Genomic DNA, 15242 nt, shown 5'->3' on the forward strand with positions numbered 1-15242 from the left:
TATAGTAAAAACAAATAAAACATCTTAAAAACTGATAAATTTAAAATAGAAAAAGTCATATTTTCAATTTATTATGTTGTAGCTTTATAAATATCATTTTTAGTTTAGCAGTAAATGTCTAATGTTTTTCCGTAATAATTTAAAGTCTATGATTTTCGTAAATTTTAAATTTGTAATCATTTCAAAATAAAAAGTATTGAGTAAAAAGTACGACATAAAACAATTCTTAGAATATACGAATATTAGTGGTTACAAGAATAATCATATTCATTTGGTACAATATGAATTGCAAAAGGATATGAGGAAAAAATCAGCAGCTATTGAGCTTGATTTTTATTTACTCGCAATAAAAATAAATTATGACAAGGAAAAGGATTTTGGTCAAACATCCTTTGATCATGCTGATTCTTTTGTTTATCTCGATCAACCTGGTGATTATCTACAATGGGATTTAGAACATCAAATTTCGGGTTATCATATTTTGATAGATGCAGGATTGTTTCGCAAAATCGCGAAAGAATATAGTTTTACTTATTATAATAATCACGAAGGACTTTTTATTACGAAAGAAGAAGAACTGATAATTACTGATTTATTCAAAAAAGCATTAAATGAATTCGAAGGAAATGAAAATTTTTCCAAAGATATTGTTATTCATTATGCTTCGCTTATCCTATCTTATATCCAAAAGTTTTACAGCAGACAATTTGATACAAGAGAAGAATTGTACAATAATACAGTAGCTGAGTTTTATAAAAATCTTGAGAATTATTATGACAATGAGCAAAATGCTTTGAAAGTTCCATCCGTTTCGTATTTCTCTGATATGGCTAATTTGTCTTCTAACTATTTTGGTGATTTAATCAAACATTATACTGGCCGTTCTCCTCAAGAACATATACACGATTTGTTGATACAAATTGCGAAAAACAAATTAAGAACAACTTCATTAAGTATAAGTGAAATTGCGTTTAGTTTAGGCTTTGAATATCCATCCTATTTTGCAACATTTTTCAAAAAAGAAACTGGTATTAGTCCAAGTGTTTTCAGAAATCAGTAAATAATTAAAGTCTTTCTGTAATTACTTTAAGCAGATAACCTTGAACCTAAATTAACTTTGTACTTATTAAAAATAACAATTGTAAAAAATAAAATAATTATGAATAAAGTTTGGTTTATAACAGGAGCATCATCAGGGTTTGGAAAAGAACTTGCAAAATTAGTTTTAGCAAAAGGTGATCGTGCAATTCTTACAGCTCGTCGCTTAGAAGTTTTAGAAGAAATTACATCAGAATATGCTGATCAAGCATTAGCAATTCAATTAGATGTAACAAATACAGAAGCTCGTCAAAATGCATTGAAAAAAGCAATCGAAAAATTCGGACGAATTGATGTATTGGCAAATATTGCTGGAGCAGGATCTTACGGTGCATTAGAAGCATTTACTTCTGAACAAATTCGTCAACAAATGGAATTAAATTTCTTTTCTGCTGCAGAATTATCACGTGAAGTATTACCATATATGAGAGCCCAAAAATCAGGACATATTCTAAATTTAACTAGTATTGCAGGTTTAGTTGCTTTCCCAGGAAGCGGACTTTATAATGCTTCGAAATTTGCTTTAGAAGGTTTTACAGAAGCACTTCATCATGAAGTAAAAGATTTTGGAGTACAAGTTACTTTAATCGAACCTGGAGCATTCCGTACTGAATTTGCTAGCAGTGCAGCAATGAAATCAGAACTAGAAATTGAAGATTATTCACCATTAATTTCTGGTATGGAAGAATATTATAGAACACAAAATGGACAACAAATGGGCGATCCTATAAAAGGAATGCAAGTTGTTGTAGATATGGTAGAAAGCAATACGAATCCAGTACGTTTGATGTTAGGAGAAGATGCTTATCAATTATGGGAAGGAGCTGTAGAATCACGAAATCGTGATCTTGCTAAATGGAAAGAACGTGGTGAAGATACTAGCATTCCAGGAGCAATTAAAAATACAGCAGAAGCGCTATAAATTATATTCATAAAAGAAATTATTTAATCAATTAAAATATTACAAAAATGAAAGAAGTAAAATTTAAAAACAAAACTTGGGAAGTAGCAGCTATTATACAATTCCCAAAAGATTTTGATGAATCAAAAACATATGCAGCAATTGTTTGTGGACATCCAATCAGTAGTTGTAAAAACCAAACTTCAGGAGCTATTTATGGTAAAGCTTTAGCAGAAGCTGGTTTTATTACATTAGCATTTGATGCTTCACATCAAGGAGAAAGTGGCGGTGAACCAAGATTTTTAGAAGATCCAGCAACTCGCGTAGAAGATTTCCGTTGTGCAGCCGATTATTTAACAACACTTCCTTATGTTGACAATGAACGTATCGGTGTTTTAGGTATTTGCGGTGGCGGTGGATATGCCGTAAATGCAGCAATGACAGAAAGAAGATTCAAAGCTGTAGCAACTGTTGTAGCAGCTAATTATGGACGTCTTATGCGCGAAGGAGATTTTACTCCAAATGCAGCGATCAAAACATTAGAAGCTATTGCAGCTCAAAGAACAGCAGAAGCAAATGGTAAAGAACCTCTTATAACAAATTATATTCCTGTAAATGAAGAAGCAAGAAAAGAAGCAGGAGTAAATGATATAGATATTGTAGAAGCAGTAGATTATTATACAACTTCTAGAGGTCAAAGTGCTTGTTCTCCAAACAAATTATTATTTTCTGGTTTAGCAGCAGCAGTTGGCTTTGATGCATTCCATTTAGCAGAACATTTATTGACACAACCATTACATATTGTTGTTGGAGATAAACCAGGTGCATTTGGTTCTTACAGAGATGGATTCGAATTATTCAGTAAAGCAGCTTCTACGAAAAAAACGATTCAGGTTATACATTCAACTCATTACGATTTGTATGATCAACCAGAACCAACAAGTAAAGCATTGGAACAAATCATTCCTTTCTTTAAAGAACATCTTGCTTAATTTTAAATAAAATTTCACAAACGTTCTAAACAAAAATAAATAAAGCCTTACAATTTCATCGTTGTAAGGCTTTGTTTTATTTACCAAAATAATTCTGAAATAACGCAAGTTGATTCGTTAACGATTTACTCCAATAATTTGTATTATGACTTCCGTCTGATTCTATATAAAGATGTTTAATATTTTTATCTGTTAAATGTTGATGAAATACACGATTCATTTCCAACATTTCCACATCTTCTGTGCCACAATCTAATATATAAAATTGATGATTAGTTTTCATCTTATTCTCATTTTCATATATTTTGTATGTTGCATCCAAACTTAAAAAATCTCCTAGTACTTTATTAACTTGGTAATTTTGATAATTTTCTCCTAAAAGCTCAAAATTTAGAGCTCCACAGCTGCTTCCAACAATAGAAAAAGTTTTAGGATAAGCAACTCCTATGTGCATTGCGCCATATCCGCCCATACTCCAACCAAGAATTCCTCTTTTCGAACGATCTACTTCTGTAGGAAAATGTTTATCAATATAATGCACTAATTCTTCGCCAATAAATGTTTTATATTGTGAAGATGAATCTATTGGACTATCAACATACCAAGAATTATAATTTCCATCGGGAATTACATAAATTGTACTATAATCATTTGCTTTTTGTTGTAAATCGGGAATATCCGATTGAATTGTTCGCTCGGGATTTCCACTATAACCATGAAGAATATAAACTGTTTTATATCGAACATCCTTCTTCAATTCAGGCGTTACAATAATTGTTGGTATATCCTTTTTCATTTTAGCACTATATATTTCTTGACGTTGAATAGTTTGTGCCATCATTGGTTGAACAAATGCAGATAAAATAAGAATGTTTAAAATTTTCATTTTTTATTAAATTAATTATACTGCAAAATTCCCAAACGATTTTATAAAAAACATTTACAAATGTTGATAGAATTAATCTTTTAATTCTTTACGTATCCGGCTTAATTGAGTTGGCGTAATGCCTAAATATGATGCAATTTGATGTTGTTTCAATCGCTTGAAAAGAGTTTGATTCTGATATAAATCCAAATATCGTTCTTTTGCAGATTCCCATTTTAGATTTATTTCCAAAGGTTCTTTTTTCACAACCCAATTTTTTTCCAAATAAGCAATATGAAATAAAGCTAAATCATGATATTTGAGAAGTAAATTCCTAAATTTTTCTGCAGAATAACGAATCAATATCGCATCTTCCAAAGCTATTATACTGAATTCACTTGGCTTATCTTCTATTATAGCTGCAGTTGAAGCGCAAAAACTATTTTCTTCAAAAAACAATTTATATATAGGAATTCCTTCCTCATTTTGCTTATAATAACCAAGCAAACCACTGTAAACGAAATAATAATATCGAGCATAATCGCCTTCATTCAAAATAATTTCGTTTTTTTTATACAACTTAACCTGAAAAATATCTCGTAAAGCTGCTGTAGTTTCTTCGCTTAAATGATAATATTTATTTAGTTCGAATATAATTTTTTCAAGCATTAAAATTTATATTTTAAAAAGTCAAATAAACAATCATTTTTGAAATTAATCTCTATCTACTGAAGTTAAAATAAACATTTATTAAATACTTAATTTCTTATAAAAATCGGCAAAAATAATATTGAAAAGATTTTTATAAAAATATTTTCTCATCAAACTGACATAAACAGAGGTTTCATTGTAATATTATAAATGTTTTACAATAATTTAATTAAAAATAATAAAAAAGTACGTAAATTAATAAAAATTTCATAATTGAATTTAATCTTTATTACAATATCATTATTATCTGTAAGTATTATATTAGTTTATATATATACAAGATATTATTGTGATAAAATTTCTCAATTCGAAGAGGTAAATATATTTGACAAATATTTATATTCCAATTTTTTAACTTCAAGAGATTTATCAATCGAATGTTCTGTTATAATTGAAGAAATAATTAACAACTATCATTATCAAAATAAAATTTTTATTGATGGTATAACTTATAACGAATATCAAGAAAATTTACTTTGTCATCAAGACATCATTGCTAATCATATTTTTTTATGTAATTTTTTAGAAGAAAATCTATCAAGATCTCATTATTCTCAATATCTATTAATTAATTTTATGAAGGATGATATTATAAAAAAACAGAATGAGTTGAAACAAGTACATATTCATTTAAAACATATCAAATATAATCTTGATTCTAGAAAGGAAGAACTATCATTATAAATGAATATAAAATCTCTATTCTGAGCAATATCAATTTCATTTTAATCGTTACAATGTTTTTTTGTTAAACTATTATTTCTTTAATTTAATAATTCTTTACAATCATAAAAAACAATAAATCTTATTTAGTTTACATATTACAGTTATCATAAAGTTAATTAATAAATTACATTATTATAAAATTAATTACAAATAACTTGTTACCTTTATTGCGGTTTTAAAAAAAATAGGAGAATATTTATGAAAAAAGTTTTATTTGCTTTAGCATTATCAGCAATAATGATAAGTGTTAAAGCACAAGTAGGTATTGGAACAACTGATCCGAAAGCTACGTTAGATGTTTCAGCAGTTCAACCAAAAGGTTCAAGTACTAATGTAGAGGGTGTATTAATACCAAGAGTTGATAGAGAAAGAGTTCAATCAATGAAAGATATTATGAAATCAACTATGATTTATGTTGAAGACATAACTACTGGTACACTAGCAGGTACGGCTATAAATATAGATTCAGAAGGATTCTACTATTTTGATGGTACAGCTTGGGTTAAAATATCAACTGGAAATAATTCTAAAAGATTTTTTTATATGCCATCTGTTGTTTTACCAACTGTAAAGAGTGATGCTCGTATTTTGGATACAAACAATTCGTCTTTTTCTTATGATGAAGTCACTACTGAATACACTGTAAAATTATATGATTTATTTAAAGCTCAATTTAATGTTCCTGTAGCAGCTAGCTCATCCTTGTCTGGTTTACAAGAATTTGTTTTGGAATCGGATAAGTATGATTATTTTGTAACATTTGCAGATAAATCGGTATTCAATGATATTAAAATTAATTCTTCAGGAATTCTTACCTATAAAACTGCTCCGAATGCAATAATAAGAAATGGTTCTTTTATGAATATTGTATTAAAGGTAAAGTAATTAACACTAGTTAATCATTTATTAAAATCTTTAAAACTTACAATATGAAATTTAATATAAAAAAACAGATATTTGGTTTGTTGTGTTTAGTTGCTCTACAACAATCAAACGGACAAATCATATTTCATGAAGACTTTGGGCAATCTACAACACGTAAATCATCTCAATATATACCACAAGCAGGTAAAGATTTAAGTTTAGAAAAATCTCCTTACAGTTGTACTTCCTATTATAAGGCTGCATTAGAGCTCTATACAACTGAAAATATGCCAAATTGTAATGGAACTAATCTTGAAAATTACAATACTTGGTTAAAAAACATTAGTGATGGTTATTATGTTGTAATAGATCCTATGTTCTTAGAATCTTCTCTAGGTTCTACTGGAAATTGGTGGCAAAAAATAGAAGATCATACACCAAACGATGTAAATGGGGCTGTTCTTGTACTTAATGCCGGAAAAATAACCAATCAATTTTATCGTCGCGCAGTTAACTTAAAAAGAGATACATCCTATAAGGTTTCTTACTATGTAATGAGTAACGCAAGTAATCCCAATAGTAGTGTATTATCTGCAACAAAAATAGAAATACAAAATATTACAACTGAAAAATCGTTAGGTTCATCTCCTAGAATAAGTGTAATAGAACATAATAAATGGGAGAAAAAAGAATATACATTCAGAACACCATCATCTACGGAATGTTCTACAAACATGGCAATTTCAATAAGAAACGATTATCCTATTTTAGTAGGTAATGATATCTATCTTGACGATATTGTTTTAGAAGAAGTTATTGATAAAGATGCGCCAATAATTGACTGTGATAATGAAAATAATAATTTTGATGACCTTATAAAAGCTGTAGATGATGAATATACTTTTACTGCAAAAGGTGGAGTCTATCCTATTACTGCAAATGATGAATTAAATAAAGTAAAAGGTAATTTTATATTTACAGAGGCTAATAAAAACGCAACAATTGGAGTTGTAGATCAATGGCCAGTAGGTTTTAGTATAAATACAAATGGGCAATTTGTTATAGCTCCCAATACAGCACAACCAGCTGCTCCACTTGTTTACAAAATTTGTAATCTGTTAGGTGTGTGTTCTTCAGCAAAAATTACATTACACAAGGATACAGGAATTCCGTTTCTTGGTAAACAAGATGCTTATTATTGGAATAATTCTACTCAACAAATTTTTAATATTCTAGAAAATGACATTTTCAATGGAGGAAAAGAAGGTGAAGGTTTTATTTTCTCTGGTCCAAATCAGAATATGACAATTTCAATTAAAAATTCTTGGCCTTCTGGAATAACTTTAAATTCTTCAGGACAGATTGTAATTGCGAAAGGTGTTGAAAAACCAAAGAATGCTATTTTTTATACTCTTTGTAATATGGTGGGTGAATGTCAAGATGTACAAGTTACTTTTTTAGGTGATGAAGGAGATTTTTATCCTGGAAGTATTACAACAACTGGTGAAACATGTTACAATGGATCAATTACCGTAAATAATGTAGAAAAAGCAAATTATCTATTATATCTTATGTCATACAACTGGCAGGCAAGTATAGATAATGGAGCTACTTGGAAAGATTTTGGTGAACTTTCTGAAGATGAAAATCCAGAAGCTGGTGGAGAATCTTCTTTAGGTGATGTTATTATTAAAAAAGGTGATTTAATAACAATTAATGGACTAAAAAAACCAATTTTAATTAGAAGACAAGCTAAAACAATAGGATTGTCACGTTACGCATATACATCTCCTGTTTTAGTAAAACCAACTGAAGAAAATACAATTTCTTTACCAGATGAAAATAATTCTTTTGCTGTAGAGAAAGGAAAGAGTTTTACTTTCCCAACCTTTTCTACTAAATTTCCTTCAAAAATCACAATTTTAGATGCAAATGGTAACGAAGTTCAAAACACGATATCAAACTTACAAAAAGGACAATATTCATACACAATAAAAGCGACTACTACGACAGGAGCTCCTCGTATTGGTTGCGAAACCTTTACAACAGTTCAATTAATTGTCTATGATTTAGAAGATTGTACAACAGTTACAAAAAAGATTTTTGCCACAGAAGCAGTTAGTTGGACTTCAGGTGCAAGTGGTGTTGCAAATAAAGAGAATGCTGTAAGTGGAAATAGAGCAAATTATGCAACAATAACTGGAGGATTGGTTATCTTAGGGATTGGTACAGTTGGGATTGATTTATATTTTACAAAATTGTCTGATCCTAACAACCCAAATTCACCTCGTGTATTATATTCTCCTTCTGAATTAAAAGGTAAAAAAATTACCATTAAATTGGGAGAACAATACTCAGGATTGAAACTAGCTGGAGGATTAAGTGTGGTTGGTCGAAAAACAAATAGTCAAGTAACGGCTGGAAATATAACAATTTTAAATTCTTCTAATTCTGGAAGTTTTAAAGCTGTTAAAGGAGGTTTATTAGATTTATTAAAAGGTGATAATGTTTTCGAATTTTCTTTTACACCAAAAGATGGATCAGGAAAAGATGTAGAATTCAATGGAGTTCGTGTGCAATTAGGATCATTATTAGGAGTAGCGGATTTGGCAACTGTTTTTCATGCTTATATTGAAGAAGAAGAAAAAACAACAGATCCTAATTTTGTTCCTGGAGGTGATATTTTAGTAACTCCACCTTCTTCTCTTATATATCCAACAGTACAAACAGATGTTGATGGAACGAAGTTGACAGGAATTAAAAATGTTAATATAAAACTAAACGAATTTACGCATGATGTTACATGGGGAAATCGTACTGCAGTATTGAATGTAGCAACAAGTTTATCTTCTGTTGTTCATCCATATTATGCAGTTGATGACAATTATGATAGTTACACACTATTTAATGCCACTGCTGGCGTATTAAATAAACAATTTCTTCGTACTCATTTAAGACAGCAAGCTCGTCCAGGCGATCAAGTTCAAATCACATTGGCTTATCCAAATATGAATATTTTGAATCTTAGTTTATTACAACTTGGTAATTTTAAAATTGTCTATTATTTAGGAGATTCAAAAGTAGGTGAAGAACGATTAGAAAAATTTAGAGTATTAGATATTGGTTTATTTAATTTCAAAGATAAGCGCAGAGCTGTTATTTCAAGACCAATTACCATTCCTTTCGATTCGTTCGAAATAGAACAATTTAATACTGTAAATGTTAACTTAGGAGATGGTTTACATATTCATGATATTCGAATCGCGCCAATGATGTTATTCGAAGGACAAAATGATTCGAAAGATGTTACCACTATATGTGCAGCAGACTTTTTAGCAATCCAGAATCCAGATTATTGTACAACATATGATATTTCATTTGCCAAAGTAATCGAATATGGAGATGCATATAAAAATGAGGATGAAACACCATTGTTAGATGCAGATGGAAATCCAATAAAAACAATTACGAAAGTAGAAGATATTCCAAATTCTGCTCTTCAGTTCAGTCATTATGGTGCAAATTTAATGTATTATTCAATTGATAGATTATACACCGAATATGAAAACGAAGGAATAATCTTGGTCAAAGTACAAACAAAACGCCAAGGAACAAATTATGGAAATCCACAATATTTAAGAGTTAAATTAAAGAATTGTAATGCTGCAATTGTAAATCCGATTATTAAGCAATCTTCAGGTTTATAATTTCAATCTTAAAAATCCAGGTTATTCTCAACCTGGATTTTTTTTTTGTAATAAAAGAGTTTATTTTAAACACTTTATCATCAATCAACATTAATGAGATTAAATAATCAAGATCAATAATGAATAAAAATTATTAGAATATTTTTTAGTTTCTTTCTTCTCCTTCCCTTCTATTCTTCGTACCTTTCGGCTATTAAAGTTTAATTTTTTATAGAACTCGATATAAAATGGAAAAAATAACAGATCGCCTTTCAGCTTTGAGAGACGTAATGAAACAAAATGGTATTAGCGCAACAATTATTCCTGGAACAGATCCTCACGGAAGTGAATATTTACCTAATCGTTGGAAAGAACGTACTTGGATTTCAGGCTTTAATGGATCGGCTGGTACAGCAGTTGTAACATTAGAAAAAGCTGCACTTTGGACAGATTCACGCTATTTTATTCAAGCAGAAGATCAATTGAAGGATACAACTTTTGAATTGATGAAAATGAAAATGCCAGAAACACCTTCTATTAATGAATGGATTATTTCTCAATTGAAAGAAGGCGAAGTTGTTGGACTTAATCCTCAAATGTTTGCACATAATGCTTTTGTAGAGAATTTGAATGAATTTTCATTCAATCAGCTTTCTGTAAAAAGTATTGATTTAATTGATTTAGCTTGGCAAAATAGACCAGCTTTACCACAGAATCAATTCTATATTTATGATGTAAAGTTTGCTGGAAGATCTGCTTCAGAAAAAATTTCGGAAGTACGAAAAGAGATGAAAAAAGCAAAAACGAATGTTTATATCATGAATTCATTAGATGAAATTGCATGGTTATTTAATATTCGTGGAAATGATGTTAATTATAATCCATTAACAATTTCGTACGCTGCTGTAGATACTGAAAATGCCTATTTATTTATAGATGAAGCAAAAGTAACGGCAGAAACAAAAGCTGCTTTAGCAAACGAAGGAATTACGATTAAACCATATTTAGCAATAGATGATTATTTAAAAAATCTGAACGAAAAAGCACATGTTTTAGTTGATGGAAATCGAATTAATCAATCGCTCTATCAAGCTATTTCTCCTTTATCTACAATTCGTTTGGTTGCTTCTCCTGTTACAAATCTAAAATCAATTAAAAACGAAGTTGAGCAAGATGGAATTCGAAATGCAATGATAAAAGATGGTGTTGCATTGACGAAGTTTTTCATGTGGTTAGAAGAAAATATCGACAATAATATTAATGAAGTTACAGTTGATGAACAATTAAAACATTTCCGTTCTCAACAAGAAAATTGCAAAGGTGCAAGTTTCGGTACTATATGTGGCTATGCCGATCATGGAGCTATGAACCACTATTCTGCAACATCAGAATCTGCTTATACATTGGGAAGTAAAGAAATGCTGTTAATCGATTCTGGAGCTCAGTTTTTAGAAGGAACAACAGATATTACGCGTACATTAATGTTAGGTGAACCAACTGCTCAACAAAAAACAGATTATACATTAGTATTAAAAGGTAATATTAATTTGTCAACGGCTATTTTTCCTGTCGATTCTCGTGGATCTCAATTAGATATTTTGGCACGTAAAGCGCTTTGGGATAATGGATTCAATTACGGACATGGAACTGGACATGGAGTTGGTCATTTCTTGTGTGTGCACGAAGGACCACAAAATATTCGTCAAGACGAAAATTTAACTTCACTAAAACAAGGAATGGTACTTTCTAACGAACCAGGTTTGTATCGAGATGGAGAATACGGAATTCGAATTGAAAATTTAATGATTGTTCAACCAGCCTTGTCAACACAGTTTGGTGATTTCTTGAAATTTGAGATTATTACAATTTTTCCAATTGAGAAAAATTTGATAGATGTGAATTTAATGACAGACGAAGAAATTACTTGGTTTAATAATTATCATCAATTTGTTTTCGAAAAAATATCTCCTTTCATAGACGATAAAGAAACAGCTTGGTTAAAAGAAAAATGCGAAGCAATCTCTAAATAAAATAATGCTAAAAGTTGATTAATCATTAATCGACAAAATATTATTATTACAAATAAAAAATCTCATAGTTACTGCTTTTTTGAAATAAGTTAGTAACTGTGAGATTTTTCTATAAAAGCAAATCGTGCTTAAATAATATTTAGAATTTTCTTATCCTCCAGGTCCGTAATTACCTGCTGAAGTAACATCTGATTCATCTGAAATCCATTTCAATTCTACTAGAGAAATCTTCTCATCATATATACTTTTTCTTAATGTTTGAATGATATCACTTATCGTTTCTAGAAATGCTTCTTCAGTGGTAAAATTCAGCCAGAATCTACTTTCTACTGAAAAACCTCCATCAGAATTCAGTGACATTACATAAAAATCAATTTGCGATGCCTTCTCAAAATTCTCATGTTGCGTTATAGTGGTAGTTATCATTCCCTTTACATTTTCAGGTGGCGTATCTTTATCTATCACACCTTGAAAAATAACTCTTCTCGTATTATATTTCGAATAATTAATAAATACGCCACTATATGTAAGCTGATTTGATATATACACATCTTGTCCCGTTACACTTTTCAGAATAGTTGTTAGCCAACCTACTTTCTGCACCACGCCATAATGACCATCTATTTGTACCCAATCATTTGTTTGATATGGTTTCTCAAAGAACAAAAGCAATCCTGAAAAAGCATTAGAAGCAATATCTTTTAATGCAAATCCAGCTATAATACCAATTATTCCTGCACCTGCTAAAGCTTGTGTAAAGATTTTTTCTAATCCAAGGATTCGTAAAGCCAAATAAGTTCCTGATAGCAAAAAGAAAAAATAAATTCCAGCAGAGAAAACTTTTACAAAATCTGGATGTTTACTAAGAACTTTTAAATTTATTCTCAGCGTAATTATTTTTAATATACGACCGACAATAAAAAATATAAGAAAAACTCCAACTGCTAGTATAAGTTTTGGTGAAACACCCTGCATTTGTTCGCCCCAAGTATGGAGAATTTGTTCGAGTGATTCGAATATATTCATTGAGTTTTTCATTTCTAAAGATATTTTAATAAACTGTATCAGAATTGTTCTGTCTTTTCTACTGTTTCAACAAAAAAAAACAAGTGATCAAAAACGTAAAAACATCCTATTTCTGATTATCCAAAAATATTAAAATAATAATTCTAATTCTACATTTTATTCTCAGAATTACAATAACCAGACTATTTTTAATTTATATAAATACAGGATAATCTTATACTCTTTCTATAAAATTAGCTTAAAAATTAGTAATATTGTATCAAGAGAATTATACTATTATTTGAAGGATTATTGCATTATTTACCATTCAATCATCGATTTTTTTTAATGCTTGTAGAAGGTTTTGTAATACAACGGAAAAGATTAATTCGAAATATTATTTGATATTATATTTCAGACTAATTTTTAAGATTCTTTCAATTTTAATAAATATAATACTCAATAAATCTAAAAAAATTATAAGTAATCATTACTAAAAACTTAATAACACTATCTTTTAATTAACTATTACGCTTTAAATGATCATTAGAAAAAAAGAACATTGGTTCAGAATGTTGTTCGTATGGCACGGTTCGGTATTACCTGGTTTGGTACCAAGATTAATATTGTTGTTTCTATTATCTTTGTCTATCGTCTATTTTCACGGATTTATATTTTCGTTTAAAATCCCAATGAATCCTGCACCTTTAACCTTATTTGGTTTTGTACTTGCATTGTTTTTAGGTTTTAAGAATAATGTAAGTTATGAAAGGTTTTGGGAAGGAAGAAAACTTTGGGGAAATCTATTAAATGTTTCTCGATCATTAACAAGACAAGCTCTTACGTTGAAAAACAAAAAAAATGGCGAAATTATAATTAATGAGTTTATTGGATTAATGAGTTCTTTTGTTTTTGCATTAAAACATGAACTTAGAGGAACTGATGCTTATGCAGATTTAAAAGATCGCCTTTCAGACTCTAATCTACAAAGAGTTGCAATAGCAAAATACAAACCTTCAGTTATTCTCTTGCTTATGGCAGAATGTGTTCAGAAAGCGAAAGACGAAGGTTCGTTAGATTCTATACAACAGGCAAGATTTGATAGAAATTTTGATGAATTGGCACATATTGTAGGTGGTTGTGAAAGAATTATTTCTACGCCAATTCCTTACAGTTATAAAATTTTACTTCACCGAACTGTTTATACATATTGTTTCTTACTTCCATTTGGACTTGTAGATTCTTTAGGTTGGCTTACTCCATTTATCGTGGCATTTATCGCTTATACTTTTGTGGCTTTTGAAGCAATTGCTGATGAAATTGAAGAACCTTTTGGAACAGAGGCTAATGATCTTGCGCTGAATAGTATGTGTAACACTATAGAGGATACTATACATGAACTTGCAGGAGAAAAAATTCCTAATGCACAGAAAATAACCAAAAATATTATAGATTAATCAATCATTAAATCTAATATTATGGAAACCAATCATCAACCAATTATTTATACAATAGGACATTCTACACATTCTTTAGAAGAATTTTTAGAGATGTTGAATTCTTTTGAGATAAAAGTTTTGGTTGATATTCGTAGATTTCCAGGTTCTAGAAAGTATCCATGGTTTAATAAAGATAACTTAGAAAAAGTCCTAAAAGAAAACCAGATTAATTATATGCATATTGAAGATTTAGGAGGAAGAAGAAAGCCGAATCCAAATTCATTAAATACAGTTTGGAAAAATGAATCTTTTCGTGGATATGCAGATTATATGGAAACGACTGCATTTACAAAAGCAGTTACTGAACTGGAGAAAATAGCTAAAGCAGAAACGACTGCATTCATGTGCTCAGAAGCTGTATGGTGGCGCTGTCATCGTTCTATGGTTTCGGATTATCTGAAAGCAAAAGGTTGGAAAGTGATGCACATTATGGGCATTGGTAAAGAAGAAGAACATCCTTATACTTCACCAGCAAAAGTTGTAGGTGATTGTGTTTTCTATTCCGATAAAAACTCGGTCTAATTCGTGAAACTTATAATTTCTTGTTTTAATGTTCAAAAGCAGAAGGAATCAATTGTATGTTGTATTTCGATGCAACTTTTATTAATATTGGGAGTATAATAGAAGCTCCTGGAAGTAATATAAAAGGAATGTCAATTCCCACTATTTTTAATGTATCCAATAATTGTGTTTTTAAAATAACTTCTTCTTGTTCAGTTATTTTTCCATTTTTTATATATAATCGAATAATATGCAATGCATTTTTATCATCCGTGTATTCAATCTTCAACCCTTCTAAAAAGTGATGCGCATTTTCTTCGATAATTTCTTCAATATTAATCATTATTTCGTTTCGACTTTTTTT

Annotated in this window: 13 protein-coding genes; 9 read left to right on the forward strand and 4 right to left on the reverse strand. The window is 29.6% G+C overall.

All coding sequences use genetic code 11. The annotated features are described in order from the left end of the window. Positions 1-196: 196 nt before the first annotated feature. The 3 genes from ACMHJW_RS04215 to ACMHJW_RS04225 all read left to right on the forward strand — a co-directional run bounded on the left by ACMHJW_RS04215 (position 197) and on the right by ACMHJW_RS04225 (position 2991). Positions 197-1060, forward strand: a complete 864-nt coding sequence (locus ACMHJW_RS04215) for a helix-turn-helix domain-containing protein (protein WP_413532170.1) — start codon at positions 197-199, stop codon at positions 1058-1060. Positions 1061-1159: 99 nt separating this feature from the next. Continuing rightward, positions 1160-2020 carry an oxidoreductase gene (locus ACMHJW_RS04220; protein ID WP_413532171.1) on the forward strand — a complete coding sequence of 287 codons (861 nt, stop codon included), beginning with the start codon at positions 1160-1162 and terminating at the stop codon, positions 2018-2020. Between the two features lie 47 nt (positions 2021-2067). Further along, the gene (locus tag ACMHJW_RS04225) at positions 2068-2991 is read left to right on the forward strand and encodes an alpha/beta hydrolase (protein WP_413532172.1); all 924 of its coding nucleotides are present in this window, start codon (positions 2068-2070) and stop codon (positions 2989-2991) included. A gap of 76 nt (positions 2992-3067) precedes the next feature. On the opposite strand, the gene ACMHJW_RS04230 is transcribed toward ACMHJW_RS04225, so the two are convergent. After that, complete coding sequence (locus ACMHJW_RS04230) at positions 3068-3877, reverse strand: alpha/beta hydrolase (RefSeq protein ID WP_413532173.1); 810 nt, start codon at positions 3875-3877, stop codon at positions 3068-3070. 72 nt (positions 3878-3949) lie between these two features. Continuing rightward, on the reverse strand, positions 3950-4525 hold the full coding sequence (locus tag ACMHJW_RS04235; RefSeq protein ID WP_413532174.1) for a Crp/Fnr family transcriptional regulator: 576 nt from the start codon (positions 4523-4525) through the stop codon (positions 3950-3952). A 255-nt stretch (positions 4526-4780) separates the two neighbouring features. Here ACMHJW_RS04235 and ACMHJW_RS04240 point away from each other — a divergent pair, with 255 nt between their 5' ends. The 4 genes from ACMHJW_RS04240 to ACMHJW_RS04255 all read left to right on the forward strand — a co-directional run bounded on the left by ACMHJW_RS04240 (position 4781) and on the right by ACMHJW_RS04255 (position 11873). Further along, positions 4781-5251: a hypothetical protein gene (locus ACMHJW_RS04240; RefSeq protein ID WP_413532175.1), complete on the forward strand. Its 471-nt coding sequence runs from the start codon at positions 4781-4783 to the stop codon at positions 5249-5251. 279 nt (positions 5252-5530) lie between these two features. Further along, on the forward strand, positions 5531-6178 hold the full coding sequence (locus ACMHJW_RS04245) for a hypothetical protein (RefSeq protein WP_413532176.1): 648 nt from the start codon (positions 5531-5533) through the stop codon (positions 6176-6178). Between the two features lie 44 nt (positions 6179-6222). Beyond that, complete coding sequence (locus tag ACMHJW_RS04250; protein ID WP_413532177.1) at positions 6223-9864, forward strand: hypothetical protein; 3642 nt, start codon at positions 6223-6225, stop codon at positions 9862-9864. Positions 9865-10091: 227 nt separating this feature from the next. Beyond that, positions 10092-11873 carry an aminopeptidase P family protein gene (locus ACMHJW_RS04255; protein WP_413532178.1) on the forward strand — a complete coding sequence of 594 codons (1782 nt, stop codon included), beginning with the start codon at positions 10092-10094 and terminating at the stop codon, positions 11871-11873. Positions 11874-12023: 150 nt separating this feature from the next. On the opposite strand, the gene ACMHJW_RS04260 is transcribed toward ACMHJW_RS04255, so the two are convergent. Then, a complete protein-coding gene (locus tag ACMHJW_RS04260) occupies positions 12024-12848 on the reverse strand; it encodes a mechanosensitive ion channel family protein (protein WP_413532179.1) in 825 nt (274 codons plus the stop codon). 569 nt (positions 12849-13417) lie between these two features. On the opposite strand from ACMHJW_RS04260, the gene ACMHJW_RS04265 reads away from it, so the two are divergent. Both ACMHJW_RS04265 and ACMHJW_RS04270 read left to right on the forward strand, forming a co-directional pair. Next, a complete protein-coding gene (locus ACMHJW_RS04265) occupies positions 13418-14335 on the forward strand; it encodes a bestrophin family protein (RefSeq protein ID WP_413532180.1) in 918 nt (305 codons plus the stop codon). Between the two features lie 21 nt (positions 14336-14356). Continuing rightward, positions 14357-14899 carry a DUF488 family protein gene (locus ACMHJW_RS04270; protein WP_413532181.1) on the forward strand — a complete coding sequence of 181 codons (543 nt, stop codon included), beginning with the start codon at positions 14357-14359 and terminating at the stop codon, positions 14897-14899. A gap of 25 nt (positions 14900-14924) precedes the next feature. On the opposite strand, the gene ACMHJW_RS04275 is transcribed toward ACMHJW_RS04270, so the two are convergent. After that, positions 14925-15221 carry a hypothetical protein gene (locus tag ACMHJW_RS04275; RefSeq protein ID WP_413532182.1) on the reverse strand — a complete coding sequence of 99 codons (297 nt, stop codon included), beginning with the start codon at positions 15219-15221 and terminating at the stop codon, positions 14925-14927. Between the last annotated feature and the right edge of the window lie 21 nt (positions 15222-15242).

The sequence above is a fragment of the Empedobacter brevis genome (assembly GCF_965118635.1).
In the GTDB taxonomy this organism is placed as follows: domain Bacteria; phylum Bacteroidota; class Bacteroidia; order Flavobacteriales; family Weeksellaceae; genus Empedobacter; species Empedobacter brevis_A.

Coding starts and splice junctions, on each gene's coding strand:
- ACMHJW_RS04220 (WP_413532171.1), top strand. CDS start 1,160: ATGAATAAAGTTTGGTTTATAACAGGAGCATCATCAGGGTTTGGAAAA.
- ACMHJW_RS04225 (WP_413532172.1), top strand. CDS start 2,068: ATGAAAGAAGTAAAATTTAAAAACAAAACTTGGGAAGTAGCAGCTATT.
- ACMHJW_RS04230 (WP_413532173.1), bottom strand. CDS start 3,877: ATGAAAATTTTAAACATTCTTATTTTATCTGCATTTGTTCAACCAATG.
- ACMHJW_RS04235 (WP_413532174.1), bottom strand. CDS start 4,525: ATGCTTGAAAAAATTATATTCGAACTAAATAAATATTATCATTTAAGC.
- ACMHJW_RS04245 (WP_413532176.1), top strand. CDS start 5,531: ATGATAAGTGTTAAAGCACAAGTAGGTATTGGAACAACTGATCCGAAA.
- ACMHJW_RS04250 (WP_413532177.1), top strand. CDS start 6,223: ATGAAATTTAATATAAAAAAACAGATATTTGGTTTGTTGTGTTTAGTT.
- ACMHJW_RS04255 (WP_413532178.1), top strand. CDS start 10,092: ATGGAAAAAATAACAGATCGCCTTTCAGCTTTGAGAGACGTAATGAAA.
- ACMHJW_RS04260 (WP_413532179.1), bottom strand. CDS start 12,848: ATGCAGGGTGTTTCACCAAAACTTATACTAGCAGTTGGAGTTTTTCTT.
- ACMHJW_RS04265 (WP_413532180.1), top strand. CDS start 13,418: ATGATCATTAGAAAAAAAGAACATTGGTTCAGAATGTTGTTCGTATGG.
- ACMHJW_RS04270 (WP_413532181.1), top strand. CDS start 14,357: ATGGAAACCAATCATCAACCAATTATTTATACAATAGGACATTCTACA.
- ACMHJW_RS04275 (WP_413532182.1), bottom strand. CDS start 15,221: ATGATTAATATTGAAGAAATTATCGAAGAAAATGCGCATCACTTTTTA.